The 18,412-nt window shown below is 70.6% G+C and carries 16 protein-coding genes; 2 read left to right on the forward strand and 14 right to left on the reverse strand.

From position 1 onward, the window contains the following. Positions 1 to 14: 14 nt before the first annotated feature. Positions 15 to 2,084 (reverse strand): ATP-dependent DNA helicase, encoded by a 2,070-nt coding sequence (locus CXQ92_RS17035; protein ID WP_104168973.1) that lies wholly within the window; start codon positions 2,082 to 2,084, stop codon positions 15 to 17. Next, complete coding sequence (gene hflX, locus CXQ92_RS17040) at positions 2,077 to 3,657, reverse strand: GTPase HflX (RefSeq protein WP_104168974.1); 1,581 nt, start codon at positions 3,655 to 3,657, stop codon at positions 2,077 to 2,079. The genes CXQ92_RS17035 and hflX overlap by 8 nt, the downstream gene beginning before the upstream one ends. Before the next feature lie 121 nt (positions 3,658 to 3,778). Here hflX and CXQ92_RS17045 point away from each other — a divergent pair, with 121 nt between their 5' ends. Continuing rightward, positions 3,779 to 4,387 (forward strand): class I SAM-dependent methyltransferase, encoded by a 609-nt coding sequence (locus CXQ92_RS17045; RefSeq protein ID WP_104168975.1) that lies wholly within the window; start codon positions 3,779 to 3,781, stop codon positions 4,385 to 4,387. A gap of 32 nt (positions 4,388 to 4,419) precedes the next feature. On the opposite strand, the gene dapF is transcribed toward CXQ92_RS17045, so the two are convergent. The 6 genes from dapF to CXQ92_RS17075 form a co-directional block, all read right to left on the reverse strand. After that, on the reverse strand, positions 4,420 to 5,370 hold the full coding sequence (gene dapF / locus CXQ92_RS17050) for a diaminopimelate epimerase (protein WP_104168976.1): 951 nt from the start codon (positions 5,368 to 5,370) through the stop codon (positions 4,420 to 4,422). 4 nt (positions 5,371 to 5,374) lie between these two features. Beyond that, entirely contained in the window at positions 5,375 to 6,286 is a 912-nt protein-coding gene (gene miaA / locus CXQ92_RS17055) for a tRNA (adenosine(37)-N6)-dimethylallyltransferase MiaA (RefSeq protein ID WP_104168977.1), read from the reverse strand. Continuing rightward, positions 6,283 to 7,839 (reverse strand): tRNA (N6-isopentenyl adenosine(37)-C2)-methylthiotransferase MiaB, encoded by a 1,557-nt coding sequence (gene miaB / locus CXQ92_RS17060; RefSeq protein ID WP_104168978.1) that lies wholly within the window; start codon positions 7,837 to 7,839, stop codon positions 6,283 to 6,285. Before miaB ends, miaA begins: the two co-directional genes overlap by 4 nt. Positions 7,840 to 7,904: 65 nt before the next feature. Continuing rightward, the gene (locus CXQ92_RS18770; protein ID WP_258070036.1) at positions 7,905 to 8,840 is read right to left on the reverse strand and encodes a regulatory protein RecX; all 936 of its coding nucleotides are present in this window, start codon (positions 8,838 to 8,840) and stop codon (positions 7,905 to 7,907) included. 5 nt (positions 8,841 to 8,845) lie between these two features. After that, the gene (gene recA, locus CXQ92_RS17070) at positions 8,846 to 9,889 is read right to left on the reverse strand and encodes a recombinase RecA (protein ID WP_104168979.1); all 1,044 of its coding nucleotides are present in this window, start codon (positions 9,887 to 9,889) and stop codon (positions 8,846 to 8,848) included. Between the two features lie 216 nt (positions 9,890 to 10,105). Beyond that, positions 10,106 to 10,324: a DUF3046 domain-containing protein gene (locus CXQ92_RS17075; RefSeq protein WP_104168980.1), complete on the reverse strand. Its 219-nt coding sequence runs from the start codon at positions 10,322 to 10,324 to the stop codon at positions 10,106 to 10,108. Between the two features lie 198 nt (positions 10,325 to 10,522). On the opposite strand from CXQ92_RS17075, the gene CXQ92_RS17080 reads away from it, so the two are divergent. Further along, positions 10,523 to 11,032: a MarR family winged helix-turn-helix transcriptional regulator gene (locus CXQ92_RS17080; RefSeq protein WP_052274503.1), complete on the forward strand. Its 510-nt coding sequence runs from the start codon at positions 10,523 to 10,525 to the stop codon at positions 11,030 to 11,032. Positions 11,033 to 11,096: 64 nt separating this feature from the next. Here CXQ92_RS17080 and CXQ92_RS17085 read toward each other — a convergent pair whose 3' ends face one another. The 6 genes from CXQ92_RS17085 to dapA all read right to left on the reverse strand — a co-directional run bounded on the left by CXQ92_RS17085 (position 11,097) and on the right by dapA (position 18,365). Further along, on the reverse strand, positions 11,097 to 11,537 hold the full coding sequence (locus tag CXQ92_RS17085; RefSeq protein WP_043447546.1) for a helix-turn-helix domain-containing protein: 441 nt from the start codon (positions 11,535 to 11,537) through the stop codon (positions 11,097 to 11,099). A gap of 123 nt (positions 11,538 to 11,660) precedes the next feature. Continuing rightward, entirely contained in the window at positions 11,661 to 12,158 is a 498-nt protein-coding gene (locus CXQ92_RS17090; protein WP_104168981.1) for a CinA family protein, read from the reverse strand. Beyond that, entirely contained in the window at positions 12,155 to 12,742 is a 588-nt protein-coding gene (gene pgsA / locus CXQ92_RS17095) for a CDP-diacylglycerol--glycerol-3-phosphate 3-phosphatidyltransferase (RefSeq protein WP_104168982.1), read from the reverse strand. Before pgsA ends, CXQ92_RS17090 begins: the two co-directional genes overlap by 4 nt. A gap of 9 nt (positions 12,743 to 12,751) precedes the next feature. Further along, on the reverse strand, positions 12,752 to 15,652 hold the full coding sequence (locus CXQ92_RS17100; protein WP_104168983.1) for a DNA translocase FtsK: 2,901 nt from the start codon (positions 15,650 to 15,652) through the stop codon (positions 12,752 to 12,754). A gap of 77 nt (positions 15,653 to 15,729) precedes the next feature. Continuing rightward, positions 15,730 to 17,430, reverse strand: a complete 1,701-nt coding sequence (locus tag CXQ92_RS17105) for a ribonuclease J (RefSeq protein WP_104169010.1) — start codon at positions 17,428 to 17,430, stop codon at positions 15,730 to 15,732. Further along, positions 17,427 to 18,365, reverse strand: coding sequence for a 4-hydroxy-tetrahydrodipicolinate synthase (gene dapA / locus CXQ92_RS17110; protein WP_104168984.1), 939 nt, complete (start codon positions 18,363 to 18,365; stop codon positions 17,427 to 17,429). Before dapA ends, CXQ92_RS17105 begins: the two co-directional genes overlap by 4 nt. Positions 18,366 to 18,412 lie beyond the last annotated feature (47 nt).

Raw genomic sequence — 18,412 nt, forward strand, 5'->3', positions numbered from 1 at the left:
GCCGGAGGGACGCCTCAGCGCCCTGAGAGCCGCTCCAGGATCCCGGTGACGGTCGCGCGGTCCGTCGTCGCCCAGAAGGGCGGGAGGGCTGCCCGGAGGAAGCCGCCGTACCGGGCGTTGGCGAGTCGGCTGTCGAGGACGGCGACCACGCCCCTGTCCTCCGCCGCCCTGATCAGGCGTCCCGCGCCCTGCGCGAGCCGGACGGCCGCGTGCGTGGCGGACACGCTCATGAAGCCGTTGCCCCCGTTCCGGGCCACCGCCCGCGTGCGGGCGGTCATGAGGGGATCGTCCGGCCGCGGGAACGGAATGCGGTCGATCACGACCAGCCGGCACGAGGACCCCGGCACGTCGACGCCCTGCCAGAGGGACATGGTGCCGAACAGGCAGGTGTCCGGCTCGTCCGCGAACTGCGTGACCAGCGCGTTGAGCGAGGACTCCCCCTGGCACAGGATCTCGAAGTCGACCTTCGGACGCAGTGCCTCCGCCGCCTCCTCGGCGGCCCGCTTGGACGAGAACAGTCCCAGCGCACCCCCTCGGGACGCGGTGAGGAGTCCCAGGAGCTCTTCCAGTTGCGCACCGGAGGTTCCGCGCTCGGGCTTCGGCAGGTCCTTCGCCACGTAGAGCACGCCCTGGCGTGGATAGTCGAAGGGGCTCCCGACGTCGACGCCGGTCCAGGCGGGCGCACCGGGACCGCTGAGTCCCAGCGACCCCGCGACGGGACCGAACTCGGAACCGATCGCGAGGGTCGCGGAGGTCAGGATCACGGTGTGGTCCTCGAACAGTCCCTCCCGCAGCCGTCCGGCGACGGACAGCGGCGCGACGTTCAGCGTCGCGGGCGCGGTCTCGTCGGGTTGCGTGTAGCCGGAGCCCGGCGTGAAGCTGCTGGGACGCGACGCCCACACGACCTCGTTGAGGTCCGACGCCGCGAGGATCCGCTCGGCGAGCTCGAAGACCAGCGTGGTGCGTGAGCGGGCGACCTGCCGGCCGCCGTCGACGTCGGCTTCGGACGTGCCGTCCGTCTTCGTGTCCGACAGCGCCGCGCGGGACGCGTCCCGGACCTGGGCGAGGGCCTGCTCGAGATCCTCCGGGAGGCGTCCCGGCAGCAGGCCCGAGGGGACGAGTTCGGCGGCCGCCTCGAAGGCGTCGGCGGCCGTGTCGAGGGCGGCCGTACTGATGGAGGCGTGGCGGCGGAGCGCCGTGGCCGCCGCGCTCACCATCGGGGCGGAGAGCTGGCCGGAGACGGCTCCGGTCACCCGGTCGTGGAGTTCGTGCGCCTCGTCGATGACGACGACGTCGTACTCCGGCAGGACGGCGAGCCCCTCGAACGCGCTGATCGCGAGCATCGCGTGGTTGGTGATGACGATATCGGCGTCCGCTGCTGCGGCGCGCGCCTTCTCGCTGAAGCACTCCTGGGCCATCGGACAGCGGGCGGCACCGATGCACTCCATGCTGGAGACGGACACCTGGCGCCACGCGCGATCGCTCACGCCGGGCACGAGGTCGTCGCGATCGCCCGTCGCGGTCTCCTCTGCCCATTCACGCAGTCGCACGACGTCCCTGCCGAGTGCCGAGGACGGACCGTCGGCCGCCGGGGACGGGTGTGGCGTGGCGTCCTCGCCGAGGCTGAAGAGGGTGCCGGGCGCGTCCTCCTCCGGGAATCCGCCCCCGGTCTTGTGGAGGCAGACGTAGTTCGACCGGCCCTTGAGCAGGGCGACGTCGACGGGGCGCGTGAGCGCGGGCCGCACGGCGTCCAGGAGGCGCGGGAGGTCCCTCCCCACGATCTGCGCCTGGAGGGCGAGCGTGGCCGTGGAGACGATCGAGGGCCGGTCGCTGTCCATGGCGTGGGCGATCAGCGGGACCAGGTACGCGAGCGACTTCCCGGTCCCGGTGCCGGCCTGGACGAGCAGGTGCTCGCCCGAGCGGATGGACTCACTGACCTGCCGGACCATCTCGTGCTGCCCGGAGCGCATCTCCCCGCCCATGGCCGCCACCGCGGCGTCGAGCAGTTCGAGGGCCTGCCGTGCTTCGTCCGAGCGGGGAGCCGGGTCCGGCGCCACGGCGCCGGACCGCGTGCTCTCACTCATGCCGGACGTACGCCTCCAGCTCGGCGGCCAGGCCCTCCCGGACCATCACTTCGAGGCGGGTCCCCTCGCCGACGTGCTCGAGGCCGAGGATCTCGACGTCCTCCTCGTGGAGGCGGCTGAGGATCTCCCCGCGCTCGTAGGGCACCATCAGGTCCAGCTTCACGCCCGGGCGGGGAATGCTCGTGCTGATCAGCTGGCGCAGCTCGGTGAGCCCTGCGCCCGTCCGTGCGGAGACGACGACGGAGCGTGGTTCGCGCTGCCGCAGCCGTTCGATGACGAACGGATCGGCGGCGTCGGCCTTGTTCAGCACGATGATCTCGGGCACCTTGCGGGCGTCGACCTCCGTCAGCACGGCACGGACCGCGGCGATCTGGCCTTCGGGGTCGGGGTGGGACGCGTCGACGACGTGCAGGATGAGATCGGAGTCGGCGACCTCCTCCAGGGTGGAGCGGAACGCCTCGATGAGCTGGGTGGGCAGCGACCGCACGAAGCCGACCGTGTCCGCGAGGGTGTAGCCGATGCCGTCGGGTGTCTCCGCCTTGCGGACCGTCGGATCCAGCGTGGCGAACAGCGCGTTCTCGACGAGGACGCCGGCGTCGGTGAGCCGGTTCAGCAGGGACGACTTGCCGGCGTTCGTGTAGCCGGCGATGGCGACGGACGGTACCTGGTTCCGGCGGCGGTTGGAGCGTTTCGTCTCCCGCGCGGGTTTCATCCCCGCGATCTCGCGGCGGAGCTTCGCCATCCGTGTACGGATCTTGCGCCGATCGAGTTCGATCTTCGTCTCGCCCGGGCCACGCGAGCCCATGCCGGCGCCTGCGCTGCCGACCTGGCCACCGGCCTGGCGGGACATGGATTCGCCCCAGCCGCGGAGGCGCGGGAGCAGGTACTCGAGCTGGGCGAGTTCGACCTGCGCCTTGCCCTCGCGGCTCTTGGCGTGCTGGGCGAAGATGTCGAGGATCAGCGCGGTCCGGTCGATCACCTTGACCTTCACGATGTCCTCCAGTCCGCGGCGCTGCGACGGCGACAGCTCACTGTCGACGATCACGGTGTCCGCCCCGGTCGCCTGGACGATCCCCTTGAGCTCCTGGGCCTTGCCCGAGCCGAGGAACGTCCCGGGGTCCGGCTTGAGGCGTCGCTGCACGATGCCGTCGAGGACCTCCGAACCGGCCGTCTCCGCCAGTGCCGCGAGCTCCTGGAGCGAGTTCTCAGCGTCCTGCGCCGTTCCCTCGCTCCAGAGGCCGGCGAGGACGACGCGTTCCAGCCGGAGCTGCCGGTACTCGACCTCGGTGACGTCCTCCAGTTCGGTCGACAGTCCTGCGACACGTCGGAGCGCCCGGCGCTCGGCCAGGTCCTGCTGGTCTCCGTCGGCGTCCGACGGCTCTTCGTCCTGGGACAGGGCCTGTGCCCGTGATCGCCAGGTCTTCTCGATCGGCGCGGAAGTGTCCGGCGCTGGTGTCCCCTTCTTCGCCTTGGCCACGGCAGCTTCGTCGCTGGCGAGGATCCGGTCGATGACGGCTTGGATCTCCTCCGGGCCCATGTCGGCGCCGGTGGAATGTCCGTGGTTCTCGGTCATAGTCTCCCTAGGTGGATGTCCCTCAATCCTACGGCTGACGGCCCGGCCTGCTCCAGCGTATTCTCCCAGCGCGAAACCTGCCCGCGCCGGGTGCCTCCGGTGTGCCACTAGGCTTCTGTCCATGGAGTCTCAGCACTATTTCAGCGCCCAGCCGGCGGGACCGGACACGCGCCGACCGCTCTCCGTCGTCCTGGCCGGCGCACGCAGGGACCTCGTGACGTCGTCGGGCCTGTTCAGCCCCGACGGCGTGGACAAGGGCACGGCGATCCTGCTCGACGCCGTCCCGGACCCGCAGGGACGGCGGATGCTGGATCTCGGCTGCGGGTGGGGGCCGCTCGCCCTCACCATGGCACTGAAAGCGCCCGACGCCGAGGTCCACGCGGTCGACGTCAACGAGCGGTGCGTCGCACTGACCGCGGAGAACGCCGCGCGCCTCGGACTGGGCCACGTGGCGGCGAGCACCCCCGACGCCGTGGACGACGCACTCGAGTACGACACCATCTGGTCCAATCCGCCCATCCGCATCGGCAAGCAGGAACTGCATGCGCTGCTCCTGCGCTGGCTCCCGCGCCTCGCCCCGGGCGGCCGGGCCTGGCTCGTGGTGCAGAAGAACCTGGGCGCGGACTCCCTGCAGCGCTGGCTGTCCGAGGAGCTGCCCGAAGGCTTCACGGTGCGGCGCGCCGAGACGTCCAAGTCCTTCCGCATCCTCGAGGTGCACCGGGCGGAGTGACCGCCCCGGCGGGCTCATCCCGTTCGACCGGCTCAGCCGGCGGGGAGGAGTACGCCCTCCGCCACCAGGGCGGCCGGGCCGCTGAGCAGCACGTGTTCACGGCCGTCGGGGCCGTCGAAGAACGTGACCCCGACGACGCCGCCCGGGACGGTCACCTGCCACCGCGCGGGGGCTCCCGCGCCCGCCCAGAAGCGTGTGGCCGCGGCGGCGGCACAGGCGCCGGTGCCGCACGACTGCGTCTCGCCGACGCCCCGCTCATGGACGCGCATACTGAGCCGGCCGACGCCGTCGTCCCCCACGAGCGGATCGGAGGGCACCACGAGTTCCACGTTGGTCCCCTCCGGCGGCACCGGCTGGACACCCGGAGCCCGGTGCAGTTCGGTCCTCTGCAGTTCGGCGGCCTCGGCCAGCGCGACGACGGTGTGCGGATTGCCCATGCTGATCGACAGCGCCGGGCGGTCGACATCGAGTCCGCCGATCTCCACGAGCGAGTCCATACCCCGGGCCACGGCCGCCTCGGGGTGGATGAACTCCCAGGGCCCCATGTCCACCGCGTACCCGTCGTGCGAGCGGGTCACGCGCTTGACGCCCGCGCGGGTGGCGATGGCGAGCTCGCCGCCCTCGGGCAGGTCGGCCACCGAGGAGGCGAGGAGGAAGTGCGCGAAGACGCGGACGCCGTTGCCGCACATCTCGGACACCGAGCCGTCGGCGTTGCGGTAGTCCATGAACCATTCCGCGGCGGGCTCCGTCTGCAGGAGCGCCCGCCCTTCAGGAAGGGCGGACGACCGCACGGCGCGGATGTATCCGTCGGCGCCGATCCCCCGGTGGCGGTCGCAGAGCGAGGCGACGAAGGCGGCGTCGTCCGGAGCTGCCGCGTCCGGGTCGAGCGTCAGGACGAAGTCGTTGCCGGTGCCGTGGCCCTTGGTGAAGGAGAGGCCGGCGGACGGCCGGGAATCGGTGGCATGGGCGCGGTAGTCGGTCACCGTCCTAGGATATGTCCCCACGCTGCCGCACGATCCCGACGGCCCGGTCGACGAGACCGGGTGCGTGCCAGTCCGTCCAGGCCACGCGCGGATCGCCCCGGAACCAGGTCAGCTGGCGCCGAGCGAACCGGCGGGTCGCGGCGATCGTGTCCTCGACGGCGTCCTGCTCCGTCATGGAGCCGTCGAGCACCCGGAGGAACTGCCCGTACCCGAGGGCGCGGGACGCCGTCCGCCCGTCCCGGAGCCCGCGGGCGGCGAGGCGTCCGACCTCGTCGGCCAGCCCGCCGGCCACCATCGCGTGCACCCGCTCGGCGAGCCGTGCGCGCAGGACGGCCCGGTCGACGGCGAGGCCGATCTGCACGGCGGGCTGGTGGTACTCGCGCCGCGGCATGAAGGCGCTGAAGGGCCGTCCGCTGATCTCGTACACCTCGAGGGCGCGGACGAGGCGGCGGTCGTCGTCGATCCGTTCTGCGGAGGCGGGGTCGACCTCCCGGAGCCGTCGGCGGAACGCCGCGCTCCCGGTGGTGGCGAGTTCCGCCTCGAGCCGGCTGCGGACGCCGGCGTCGGTCGGCGGGAACTCGAGCCGGTCGAGGGCCGCACGGATGTACAGGCCGGACCCGCCGACGAGGATGGGCACCCGCCCGCGGGCGCGGATGTCCTCGACGATCCGGCGGGCGTCCTCCTGGTAGGCGGCGACGCTCGCCTCCTGCGTGACGTCGAGGACATCGAGCAGATGATGCCCGACGCCCTGCCGCTCCGTCGGGGCCAGCTTGGCCGTCCCGATGTCCATGCCGCGGTAGAACTGGAGGGCGTCGGCGTTGACGATCTCGCCGTCGAGGCGCTGGGCCAGGGCGATACCGAGCTCGGACTTGCCGGACCCCGTGGGACCGACGACCGCGACCACGGGAAGGGTCAAGAAGCCGCTCCGCGGACCGGCAGGGACGGCATGCCCAGCGACACGGGGCGGGGAGCACCGTCAGGACCGGCCGTGCCGTCGGACGACGCCGGGACGCCGCAGGAGTCGGCCTGGCTCCTGTCCCACGCGTCGCCGGCGCGGGAGCGGCGGACGGCGTACTGCTCGGGCGCGGGATCCGACAGCAGGTGGAAGGAAGCCGCCTCGGTGACGGGAAGGGTCACGACGTCGCCCGGTCGGGGCACGGCCGCCCCCTCGGGGACGGAGAAGTGGACGAGCCGCTGGTCCCGCGCACGCCCGGTGAGCCGATGCGTCTCGCCGCCTTTGCGGCCCTGCTGGTCGGTCACGAGCACCTCGACGACCGTCCCGACCTGCTTCGCGTTCTCCTCACGGGCGATGCGGTCCTGGAGCGCCGTCAGCCGCTCGAACCGCTCCTGCACCACGGCCTTGGGCAGCTGGTCGGGCAGGTCCGCCGCCGGGGTGCCGGGGCGTTTCGAGTACTGGAAGGTGAAGGCCGTGGCGAAGCGGGACTGCTCGACGACGTCGAGGGTGGCCTGGAAGTCCTCCTCCGTCTCGCCGGGGAAGCCCACGATGATGTCGGTGGAGATGGCGGCGTGGGGCATCCGGTCGCGGACCCTCTCGAGGATGCCGAGGAAGCGGCTGGACCGGTAGGACCGCCGCATCGCCTTCAGGACACGGTCCGAGCCCGACTGCAGGGGCATGTGCAGCTGCGGCATCACGTTGGGCGTCTCGGCCATCGCGTCGATCACGTCGTCGGTGAACGCTGCGGGGTGCGGGCTGGTGAACCGGACCCGTTCGAGGCCCTCGATCGACCCGCAGGCGCGCAGCAGCTTCGCGAAGGCACCGCGGTCGCCGAACTCGACGCCGTAGGAGTTCACGTTCTGGCCGAGGAGCGTGACCTCGACGGCGCCGTCGGCGACGAGGGCTTCGATCTCGGCGAGGATCTCCCCGGGCCGGCGGTCGCGCTCCTTGCCTCGCAGGGACGGCACGATGCAGAAGGTGCAGGTGTTGTTGCAGCCGACGGAGATCGAGACCCAGCCGGCGTAGACCGACTCGCGCCGTGTCGGCAGGGTGGAGGGGAACACGTCGAGGGATTCCAGGATCTCCAGCTGCGCGTCCTGGTTGTGGCGTGCACGCTCGAGCAGGGCGGGCAGCGCGCCGATGTTGTGCGTCCCGAAGACCGCGTCCACCCAGGGTGCCTTCTTGAGGATGGTCTCCCTGTCCTTCTGGGCGAGGCACCCACCCACGGCGATCTGCAGATCCGGCCGGGCCTCCTTGACCGCCTTGAGGATCCCGAGGTTGCCGTACAGCTTGTTGTCCGCGTTCTCGCGGACGGCGCAGGTGTTGAAGACGACGACGTCCGCCTGGCCGCCCTCGACGCGCGCGAGTCCGGCACCCTCGAGCAGCCCGGAGATCCGCTCGGAATCATGCACGTTCATCTGGCAGCCGAACGTCCGCACCTCGTAGGTGCGCTGTCCGGCTGCGCCGGCCGGGGTACCGCGGGGCGTCTCGTCGAGGGATACAGGAAGTGTCATGCTCACGCCCTCAAGCGTACGACCGGCACGCTGGGCGCCCACAATCGCCGGGTCGACCGGCGCGGTCACTCACCCTCGGCGAGAACGTCCTTCACGATCGAGAACGCGGTCCCGGGGCTGTAGCCCTTGCGGGCGAGCACCCCGACGAGGCGCCGCATCTCCTTGTCCCGCACGGCACGATCGGACAGATCGGCACTGCGGCGGAGCTTCCGGCGCACCACCTCCCGGGCCTGTTCGTCCTCCTCCTCGTCGGAGAGCTGCAGCAGGGCATCCTCCGCCAGCGACGCGTCGATGCCCTTGTCCGCGAGCTCGCGCCGCAGCGAGGACCGGGAGAGCGACCTGGCGGCGGTGCGGGTGCGCACCCACATCCGGGCGAACTCGGCGTCATCGATCAGCTGCACTTCCTCGAACCTGTCGAGGAGTGCCGCGGCGATCGGCCGCGGTACCTCACGCTCGGCGAGCTTGCGATCGAGCTGGTGGCGGCTCCGGGCGCCCATGGCCAGTTGGCGGAGCAGCACGGAGCGGGCCAGCGACGTCCACTCCTCGTCGCTCCGGACTGGGGTGTCCTCCCCCGCCGTCCCGTCACCCTCGGGGACGTCGTCGCTCGGACCTGCGGCGGCATCACGCCGCCCGCGCCGCGCACCTCGGGGTGAGGATCGGCCTCCTCCGTCGCGTGCCCGCCGCCGACCGGTGCCGTCCCCCGTCGTGGGAGCATCGGGTGCCTCGGCGGCGTCGGCCGAGGCACCGACGACCGGTGCGAACGGATCGTCGAAGGATGCCCGGCCCGGCGAGCCGCTTCGACGGCGGGCCTGTGGCGCTCCGCGCCCCTTCGCCGACGTCGTCCTGCCGAAGGAGGAGGACGCCGACCGCGACGACTTCTGGCGCGTGGATCGGGACCGGGCAGGCGGCTCGGATCCGTCCGGGTCGGCTGAACTGTCCGAACCGAACAGACCGTAGGAGATCCCCCATCCGGCCGCTTCCGGCCCGATCTCCGATGCCACGGCGCCTACTCGCTGCTGACGGCCTTGAGCTTCGGTACGTCCGGCTCCTCCGGCTGCACCCCGATGCCCAGCTTGACCCTGATCTTCTGCTCGAGCTCGTCGGCCAGGCCCGGATTGTCCTTCAGGAACTTCCGGGCGTTCTCCTTGCCCTGCCCCAGCTGGTCGCCGTCATAGGTGAACCAGGCGCCGGACTTCTTGACCAGTCCGTTCTCGACACCGACATCGATAAGTCCGCCCTCACGGGAGATTCCGTAGCCGTACAGGATGTCGAACTCGGCCTGCTTGAAGGGCGGGGCCATCTTGTTCTTGACGATCTTGGCGCGCGTCCTGTTGCCGACCGGGTTGACGCCTTCCTTCAGGGTCTCGATGCGTCGGACGTCGATGCGGACGGACGCATAGAACTTCAGCGCCTTGCCGCCCGTGGTGGTCTCGGGGCTGCCGAAGAACACACCGATCTTCTCGCGGAGCTGGTTGATGAAGATGGCCGTGGTCTTGGTCTGGGCGAGCCGGCCGGTGATCTTCCTGAGGGCCTGGCTCATGAGCCGGGCCTGCAGGCCGACGTGGCTGTCACCCATCTCTCCCTCGATCTCGGCGCGGGGCACGAGGGCGGCGACGGAGTCGATGACGACGATGTCGATCGATCCGGAACCGATGAGCATGTCCATGATCTCCAGCGCCTGCTCACCGGTGTCCGGCTGCGAGACGAGGAGTGCGTCGGTGTCGACGCCCAGCCTCTTCGCGTACTCGGGATCCAGGGCGTGCTCGGCATCGATGAAGGCGGCGATCCCGCCGTTGCGCTGGGCACTGGCCACCGCATGGAGGGCGACGGTGGTCTTGCCCGACGACTCGGGACCGTAGATCTCCACGACCCTGCCGCGGGGCAGGCCGCCGATGCCGAGAGCCGCATCCAGCGCGATGGAGCTCGTGGAGATGGTCTCGATGGGCGCCCTGGTCTCGTCGCCGAGGCGCATGATCGATCCCTTGCCGTACTGCTTGTCGATCTGGGCGAGAGCAGCTTCTAGGGCTTTCTCGCGGTCTGGAGCGGCCATTCTTCACCTCGGTTGTTCATGGCCAACTGGCCTGTGTGTACGTGTTCGATTCGACTGTAGGGGCCCGCACCGACACTTTGGGGCGGGGCCGTCACCATGTGCGTAACAGCGCTCGGGCCGTGTCCCATTGTATCCCCGTCCGAACAGGTATTCGAATATTCGCGGTTCCTCTGTGTGTCCCGTGCAGCCCGGCCGTGGGCGTGCCGACGCATCGGGTCAGCGCGGTTTGACGTCGCGGCCGAGCCAGCGGCTCGTCGGTACATCCTGCGCCCGGCACACCGCTTCCCAGACCGTCTTCGGATCGGCACCTGCGCCCAGCGCCTCGGACGCCGTCCTGTCACCCAGCTGGTCCACGACGAGGTCCCGCGCGAGGGTCCGCGAGTACCGCTCCCCGAACTCGTCGTCCATCAATCGCCAGAAGTCGCTCAACCGCATGCACTGTCCTTCGCTCTCGTCGTGGGCCGATCATCCGTCATACCTCTCCTACCATTCTGGGTCCTCGACACGGAGGCCGGCACCGAGGGCCGCGGTAGAATCACCCGGGAGGACGACCCGCGAGCGGAATTCGCGGCCGGGCGGAGGAAACAGGCTGTGGGGCATGGTGATTCCGCCGGTGCGCCCTAGAATGGCCCCATGAACGCGAAGCCGAGCATCACCGACCCCGGCGCGGGCCGTACCGGCTACCCCGGGGAGGATGCCGACACCGATGCGGCCATCGAGGCCCTGGAACAGCAGCTGAGCATGCTGTGGCGGCGCGCCCGTTCGAACTCCTACAAGGTGGCGCGTCGGGTGCATCCCGACATGGAACCCGCGGCGTACGGGCTGCTGGTGATCCTGCAGCGTGAGGGCTCCATGCGTCTCACCGACATCGCTGCAAGCGTGGGAGTGGGCAAGCCCTCCGTCAGCCGGCAGATCGCGATGCTGGAGCAGCTGGGCCTGGTCCGGAAGGAAGCCGACCCGCTCGACGGCCGGGCGCAGTCGATCTCGCTGACGGACGCCGGCACCCGGCAGCTCGTGGCTGCGCAGACGGCCCGCAAGCAGGCCTTCCACCAGCTCATGGAGGACTGGGACGTGGAGGACCTCACGCGCCTGGGCACGCTCATCGCCCAGCTCAACAACACCTACACCCGGGACAACTGGTAGCAGACAACAGGAAGGCCCGCCCCCTCGGTCGTGTCGGGGACGGGCCTTCCTTGACGTGGGGTGACTAGCGGTTCGTGGCCGCGAGCCCCCGACGGAAGTCGTCGTTCAGTTCGTCCGTGAGGTCGTCCCCGAATTCGCGGGAGAACTCCTGGGGGATGGTGTCCGGGATGGATACGCCTTCTGCTTCTGCCAGGCGGTCGCTGACTTCCCGCAGCATCGAGGAGAGCGGCACCTCGAGTGCACTGCAGATTGATGAGAGGAGTTCGGACGATGCTTCCTTCTGTCCACGCTCGACCTCGCTGAGGTATCCGAGGGAAACCCTCGCACTGTGCGACACCTCGCGCAGGGTACGGCCTTGGCGCTGGCGGACGTCGCGCAGGACGTCGCCGATCTCGTGGCGGAGAACCACCAGCTTGCGCTCCTTGGGCCTGCGTTGTGCATCATCCGCCAACCCCACATCACGCCAACGGACCACGCCGTTTACGGATACGGGCTGCTTTACCATCTGTATCGCCTTGCTCCCTCATAATGCGGCGGCGCCCGATGGACGTCCGCCCCGTGATGATGACCTGCCCGTTCTGCTAGAGCTTGAGTCGCCAACCCTATCAACGGCCGGCAGTGTTTATAACTACCCCCGGCGATTGTTTGTTCCCCCGAGGAGCGCCTCGCGGAGCTCGACGAGCACCGCATCACGGGAAGCGGTCCTGATCGCGTCGCGGTCCCCGACGAAGTGGTGCTCGAACGTCTCCGTGCCCGAGGAGGTGGAAATCGCCGTGAATACGGTCCCCACCGGCTTCCCCTCGTGCGGGGAGGGCCCCGCGACGCCGGTCGTCGCGACGCCGATGTCCGAGGAGAACGCCGCCCTGGCGCCGTCGGCCATCGCCGCGGCGACGCGCGGATCCACGGCGCCGGCGCTCGAAAGAAGTTCGGCGTCGACGTTCAACAGGTTCTGCTTGACAGAGATCTGGTAGGCAATTACTCCGCCCTGCAGGACCGCGGAGGCGCCCGGGACGTCGGCCAGCGTGGCGGCGACCAGGCCGGCCGTCAGGGATTCGGCCGTGGCCACCGTGAGACCCCGCCGCGTGGCGAGGTCGACGACGTCGGCGGCCGGTCCCGCGCCGGTCACGAGCGGGCTGCGGCCCGGAGCCGGATGGCCTGGACCACGTAGTCGACGCCGGTCGCCACCGTGATCACGACGGCGGCCGCCATGACCGCGGCAGCGGGCCACCAGGCCCAGTCGCCGGCGATGGACTGCAGCGGGATGAGGAACAGCAGGATGGCGACGGTCTGGACGACCGTCTTCAGCTTTCCCCCGCGCGAGGCCGGCATGACCCCGTACCGGATCACGGCGAACCGCAGGAGCGTGATCCCGATCTCGCGGACCAGGATCACGATCGTGACCCACCACCAGAGCTCGCCCAGGACGGACAGCATCACGAGGGCGGAGCCGATGAGCAGCTTGTCCGCGATCGGGTCCGCGATCTTGCCGAAGTCCGTGATGAGGCCCCGGCTGCGGGCCAGGTCGCCGTCGAGCTTGTCGGTGTAGATCGCGACCGCGAAGACGAGGACGGCGAGCCAGCGGAACAGCCCGTCGCGGCCGTCGTCGAGCAGGAGGAACCAGACGAAGAACGGCACCATCAGGATGCGCACGACGGTGAGGACGTTCGCGATGTTCAGGACCGGCACGGCCGGGCTCGGGGAGCTAGTCACTCTCTCAGGCTACCTGCCGGTGAGGCTCCAGGCGTCGGTGTTCTCGCCGTCGTCGCCGTCGTCGGAGCCCCCCGACGCGGCGGCGCCGTCGTAGTAGTCGACCGCCTGCGCCCGCGAGGCGAGATCGTCCGCGACGAGGTCGATCGGCGCCTGGGGCTGCGGCTGGGACGGCGCCGGCGCGGACGGCTCGTCACCGCGCATGGCGGCGAGCACGGGGGCGAGATCGTCGGGCTTGACCAGCACGTCACGGGCCTTCGACCCCTCGGACGGTCCGACCACCCCGCGCGATTCGAGCAGGTCCATGAGTCGTCCGGCCTTCGCGAACCCGACGCGGAGCTTGCGCTGCAGCATCGAGGTGGACCCGAACTGGGTCGTGACCACGAGTTCTGTCGCCTGGAGCAGGACCTCGAGGTCGTCCCCGATGTCGTCGTCGATCTGCTTCTTCGGTGCGTCGACCGCGACGTCCTCGCGGTAGACGGCCTGCAGCTGCCCCTTCACGTGCTCCACGACGCGGTGGATCTCCGACTCGGTGACCCAGGCACCCTGCACGCGCATGGGCTTGGACGCACCCATGGGCAGGAACAGCGCGTCGCCCTGCCCGATGAGCTTCTCGGCGCCCGGCTGGTCCAGCACCACGCGGGAATCGGTGACCGAGGATGTCGCGAAGGCCATGCGGGACGGCACGTTGGCCTTGATCAGGCCGGTGACGACGTCGACCGACGGCCGCTGCGTGGCGAGGACGAGGTGGATGCCGGCGGCGCGCGCCAGCTGGGTGATGCGGACGATCGAGTCCTCGACGTCGCGCGGGGCGACCATCATCAGGTCGGCGAGCTCGTCCACGATGACCAGCAGGTACGGGTAGGGGCGGACGACGCGCTTGGAGCCCTCGGGCGGGACGACCTTCCCGTTCCGGACGGCCTTGTTGAAGTCGTCGATGTGCTTGTAGCCGTAGTTCGCCAGGTCGTCATAGCGGGTGTCCATCTCGCGCACCACCCACTGCAGCGCCTCGGCGGCCTTCTTGGGGCTCGTGATGATGGGTGTGATGAGGTGGGGTACGCCCTCGTACGCGGTGAGCTCCACGCGCTTGGGGTCCACCATGACCATGCGCACCTCGTCCGGCGTGGAGCGCATGAGGATCGAGGTGATCATGGAGTTCACGAACGAGGACTTGCCCGCACCCGTGGCACCGGCCACCAGCAGGTGGGGCATCTTCGCGAGGTTGGCGACGACGAACCCGCCCTCGACGTCCTTGCCCACACCCATCACCATGGGGTGGTCCGTCTTGCGGGCGTTGCCGGAGCGCAGCACGTCGCCGAGGGAGACCGTCTCGCGGTCCGTGTTCGGGATCTCGATACCGATGGCCGACTTGCCGGGGATGGGCGAGAGGATGCGCACGTCCGAGCTGGCGACGGCGTAGGAGATGTTCTTCGAGAGCGCGGTCACCCGCTCCACCTTGGTGCCCGGGGCCAGTTCGATCTCGTAGCGCGTGACGGTCGGGCCGCGCGAGAACCCGGTCACCTTCGCGTCCACGTTGAACTGGTCCATGGTGTGGGTCAGGGCGGCGACGACGGCGTCGTTGGCTTCCGAGCGCTCCTTGGGCGGGGTACCGGCGGGCAGGTAGTCCGACGGCGGCAGGGTGTACGCGACGTCGCCGGCGAGCTGCAGCTGCTCGGTGCGCTGCGGGATGGGGGTGGGCGGGACCTGCGGCTGCACCGGCGTCGACGGGACGATCAGCGCCTTCGCGGCGGGGACGACGTCGATGGCCTCGGTCGCACCCTCCGGCTCACGCCCGGGCGCAGGCTCCGGCGTGCCGATCCCCTGCGACCGCTTGAGTTCCTCGGCGGCCAGTTCCTGCCGTGTGGGTCGCCGGACGCCGGGCGGGACGGCGGCCTCGGCCTCGCGGGCGCGGCGCTCCTCGTCCTCGATGACGGCGCGCTCGAACGCCTCGTCGCCGACGTAGCCGTCACCGTCGTCGTGCTGGTCGTGGTCGTTGCCGGACGCCTCGGGCTTGTCCTTGCCGAACAGGCGCTTGCGGCGCTTCGGCTCGGGCTTCGCCGTGGCGCCGTGGGTCTCGTAGAGGTAGCTCTGGTCGTGGCCGTCGTCGCGCCGCGCCTCGGCGCCGTTCGGGTCCTGGCCCATCAGGTGCTCGTACAGGGTGCGCAGGCGGTCGGGGATGTGGCGGAAGGGCGTGGCCGTGACGATCAGCAGGCCGAGGAAGATCGCCGCCGCGAGCAGGATGCCCACGGGCCAGGCCGTGAGGACGCTGCTGAGCGGGCCCGCGACGAGGAACCCGGCGACGCCGCCCGCGCGCCAGAGGGCGTCGAGCCCGTCGGAGAGGCCGGGCCTGCCGCCGACGAGGTGGGCGATGCCGGAGCCGGCGAAGAGGAGGACGAGCTGGCCGATGGCGATGCGGTTGTTGGCCCGGTGCCGCTCCGGGTAGCGGAACAGACGGATGGCGCCGATGCCGAGCATAAAGGGGACGAGCAGGGCCATCCAGCCGAAGGTGCCGCCGGCGGCCGCGTGCACGATGTCGGCGGCGATGCCGTGGAGGGCCCACCACTCGACGGCGGCGACGGCCAGGGCCAGCAGGAGGAGGAAGAAGCCGGAACCGTCCCGGCGGAGCTCACGGTCCGGGTTGACGTCGTGGCCGAAAGTGCGGACACCGGAACCGACGACGCGCGCGGTACCCATCCACACCGCCCGGACGGCCCTCAGCGGCAGGGCGAGGTGGTCCTCGTCCCGCGGCTCGGGTGTCACCGGGACCTGGCGGGTCCTGGCCGGAGCGCGGCCTGCCCCCTTGGCCGGCGGCTTGGCGGGCCCCTTGGTCCGGGAGGGTGCCGTGACGGCGGACGCTCCCTTGCTGCGGGTCTGGTGCTGGCCCCGCGGGGCAGGGGACGTTCGAGTGGCCATGGTCCTCACGGTACCGGACCACTGCCCCCATCCGTCGAATTCCCGCGCGCCGACGAGGCCTTCGGGGACCGCCGCGCTCAGGCTTCCAGGACCACCGGGATGATCATCGGGCGCCGTCGGTACCCCCGGTTGACCCAGGTTCCGACGATGCGCCGGACGACCTGCTGCAACTGGTAGGTGGTGTGGTCCGGCGTGTTCGTCACGGCCTCTTCGAGGGCCCGTGCGATCTTCGGCCTGATCTCGTCGAACACGGCGTCGTCCTCGGCGAACCCGCGGGCATGGATGTCCGGACCGGACACGATCGTCCCGGTGGTGCGGTTGACCACGGTGATGATCGAGATGAAGCCCTCCTCGCCGAGGGTCCGCCGGTCCTTGAGGTCGGCGTCGGTGATCTCCCCGACGCTGGAGCCGTCCACGTAGACGTAGCCGCACTCGACGGCTCCCACCACGCGTGCCCTGCCGTCCACGAGGTCGACGACCGAGCCGTCCTCGGTGAGCAGGACGTTCGACGCGGGGACGCCCGTCTGCTGCGCGAGCTTCCCGTTGGCGATGAGGTGCCGGATCTCGCCGTGCACCGGCATGACGTTCCTGGGTCTCAGGATGTTGTAGCAGTAGAGGAGCTCCCCGGCCGCGGCGTGACCGGACACGTGCACCTTGGCGTTGCCCTTGTGGATCACGTCGGCGCCGAGCTTCAGGAGCCCGTTGATCACGCGGTACACGGCGTTCTCGTTGCCGGGGATGAGCGAGGACGCCAGGATCACGGTGTCGCCCTTGCCCACGGTGATGCGGTGGTCGCCGCTGGCCATGCGGGACAGCGCCGCCATGGGTTCGCCCTGGGAGCCGGTGGACATGAGGACCACGCGGTCGTCCGGGAGGTCGTCGACGTTCTTGATGTCCACCAGGATGCCGTCCGGCACGTTCAGGTACCCGAGTCTCGCGGCGATCGCCATGTTGCGCACCATCGAGCGGCCCGCGAAGCACACGAAGCGGCCATGGGCGTGGGCGGCGTCGAGCACCTGCTGGACGCGGTGCACGTGGGAGGAGAAGGAGGCGACGATGATGCGCTTCCGGACCTGTCCGAAGAGGTTCTCGAGGACCGGACCGATCTCCCGTTCGGCCGTCGTGAAGCCCGGGACGTCGGCGTTCGTGGAGTCGACCATGAGGAGGTCCACGCCCTCCTCGCCGAGGCGCGCGAAGGCCCGCAGGTCGGTGATGCGCCCGTCGAGCGGCAACTGGTCCATCTTGAAGTCGCCCGTGTGCAGGACGTTGCCGGCCTCGGTCCGGATGAACACCGCGAGGGCATCCGGGATCGAGTGGTTGACGGCGACGAACTCGCACTCGAACGGCCCGAGCTGCTCGATCTGCCCCTCGGACACGGTGAGGGCGTAGGGGCGGATCCGGTGTTCCTGCAGCTTCGCCTCGACGAGAGCGAGGGTCAGCTGCGAGCCGACGAGGGGGATGTCGGCCTTGAGGCGCAGGAGGTAGGGCACCGCCCCGATGTGGTCCTCGTGGCCGTGCGTGAGCACCAGGCCGACGACGTCGTCGAGCCGTTCCTCGATGGAGGAGAAGTCGGGGAGGATCAGATCCACACCGGGCTGGGTCTCCTCGGGGAAGAGCACGCCGCAGTCGACGATCAGCAGCTTGCCGCCGATCTCGAACACCGCCATGTTGCGCCCGATCTCGCCCAGCCCGCCGAGCGGCACGATCCTCAGCGTGCCCGGCTCCAGCGCCGGGGGCAGGCTTCGCTGGGCAGGGACGACGCCGGCCGCGTCGCTCATGCCCGGGCGACCCGGCGCGTCCCCGGGGACCCGATGTCCCATCCGGCCTCGGCCAGGTCGGCGAGGACCGGCTCCAGCTCGGCACCGTCCGGTTCGACGAGGGGCAGGCGGACGACGGCGTTCGTGAGCACCCCCTGCAGGCGCAGGATCTGCTTCGCGGAGACCGCGCCCGGGATGTGGGTCATCACGGCGCGCACCACGGGGTCGAGGCCGAAGTGGATGCGGCGGGCCTCGTCGAGATCGCCCGCCGCCGCGGCGTCGACCAGCGCACGGAAGGCGACGGTGGCGACCTGCGCGCTGACGCTGACGACCCCGACGGCGCCCGCGGCCATCCACGGCAGGGTGAGGCCGTCGTCGCCCGCGTACACGTCCAGGTCGGTGGCGGCGAGCACCCGCGTCACGGCGGCGAAGTCCGCCTTCGCGTCCTTCAGGGCGCCGATCTTCGGGTTCTCCGCCAGCCGGAGCATCGTCTCGGTGGTGATGGGGATGGCGGACCGGCCCGGGATGTCGTAGATCATGATCGGCAGGTCGCTCGCCTCGGACACCGCCGTGAAGTGGGCGAGCACGCCGGACTGGGTGGGCTTGTTGTAGTAGGGCGTCACGACGAGCTGCGCGTGGGCCCCGGCGCGCTCGGCGCGGCGTGCCATCTCCACCGAGTGCGAGGTGTGGTTGGTGCCCGTGCCGGCGATGACCCGGGCGCGGTCCCCCACGGTCTCGACGACGACGCGGTAGAGGTCCTCCTTCTCGGAGTCCTCGAGCGTCGAGGTCTCCCCCGTCGTGCCCGAGACGACGAGGCCGTCACAGCCGTCGTCGACGAGCTTCGCGGCGAGGGCGGCGGTGGCATCGAAGTCGACGCCGCCGTCGTCGGTGAACGGCGTGACCATCGCGGCCACGAGCGAACCGAACGGGAGGATGCGGGAGGGGGTTTCAGCCATGGGTAAAACGTTACCCGGTCGGGCGGGACCCGGTGGGACCGGGCACG

Source organism: Arthrobacter sp. SX1312, from assembly GCF_002929295.1.
Lineage (GTDB): Bacteria > Actinomycetota > Actinomycetes > Actinomycetales > Micrococcaceae > Arthrobacter_D.

Coding starts and splice junctions, on each gene's coding strand:
- recA (WP_104168979.1), bottom strand. CDS start 9,889: ATGGCCGCTCCAGACCGCGAGAAAGCCCTAGAAGCTGCTCTCGCCCAG.
- CXQ92_RS17085 (WP_043447546.1), bottom strand. CDS start 11,537: ATGGTAAAGCAGCCCGTATCCGTAAACGGCGTGGTCCGTTGGCGTGAT.
- hflX (WP_104168974.1), bottom strand. CDS start 3,657: ATGACCGAGAACCACGGACATTCCACCGGCGCCGACATGGGCCCGGAG.
- CXQ92_RS17080 (WP_052274503.1), top strand. CDS start 10,523: ATGAACGCGAAGCCGAGCATCACCGACCCCGGCGCGGGCCGTACCGGC.
- CXQ92_RS17035 (WP_104168973.1), bottom strand. CDS start 2,084: ATGAGTGAGAGCACGCGGTCCGGCGCCGTGGCGCCGGACCCGGCTCCC.
- CXQ92_RS17045 (WP_104168975.1), top strand. CDS start 3,779: ATGGAGTCTCAGCACTATTTCAGCGCCCAGCCGGCGGGACCGGACACG.
- CXQ92_RS17100 (WP_104168983.1), bottom strand. CDS start 15,652: ATGGCCACTCGAACGTCCCCTGCCCCGCGGGGCCAGCACCAGACCCGC.
- CXQ92_RS17075 (WP_104168980.1), bottom strand. CDS start 10,324: ATGCGGTTGAGCGACTTCTGGCGATTGATGGACGACGAGTTCGGGGAG.
- dapA (WP_104168984.1), bottom strand. CDS start 18,365: ATGGCTGAAACCCCCTCCCGCATCCTCCCGTTCGGTTCGCTCGTGGCC.
- CXQ92_RS17105 (WP_104169010.1), bottom strand. CDS start 17,430: ATGAGCGACGCGGCCGGCGTCGTCCCTGCCCAGCGAAGCCTGCCCCCG.
- miaB (WP_104168978.1), bottom strand. CDS start 7,839: ATGACACTTCCTGTATCCCTCGACGAGACGCCCCGCGGTACCCCGGCC.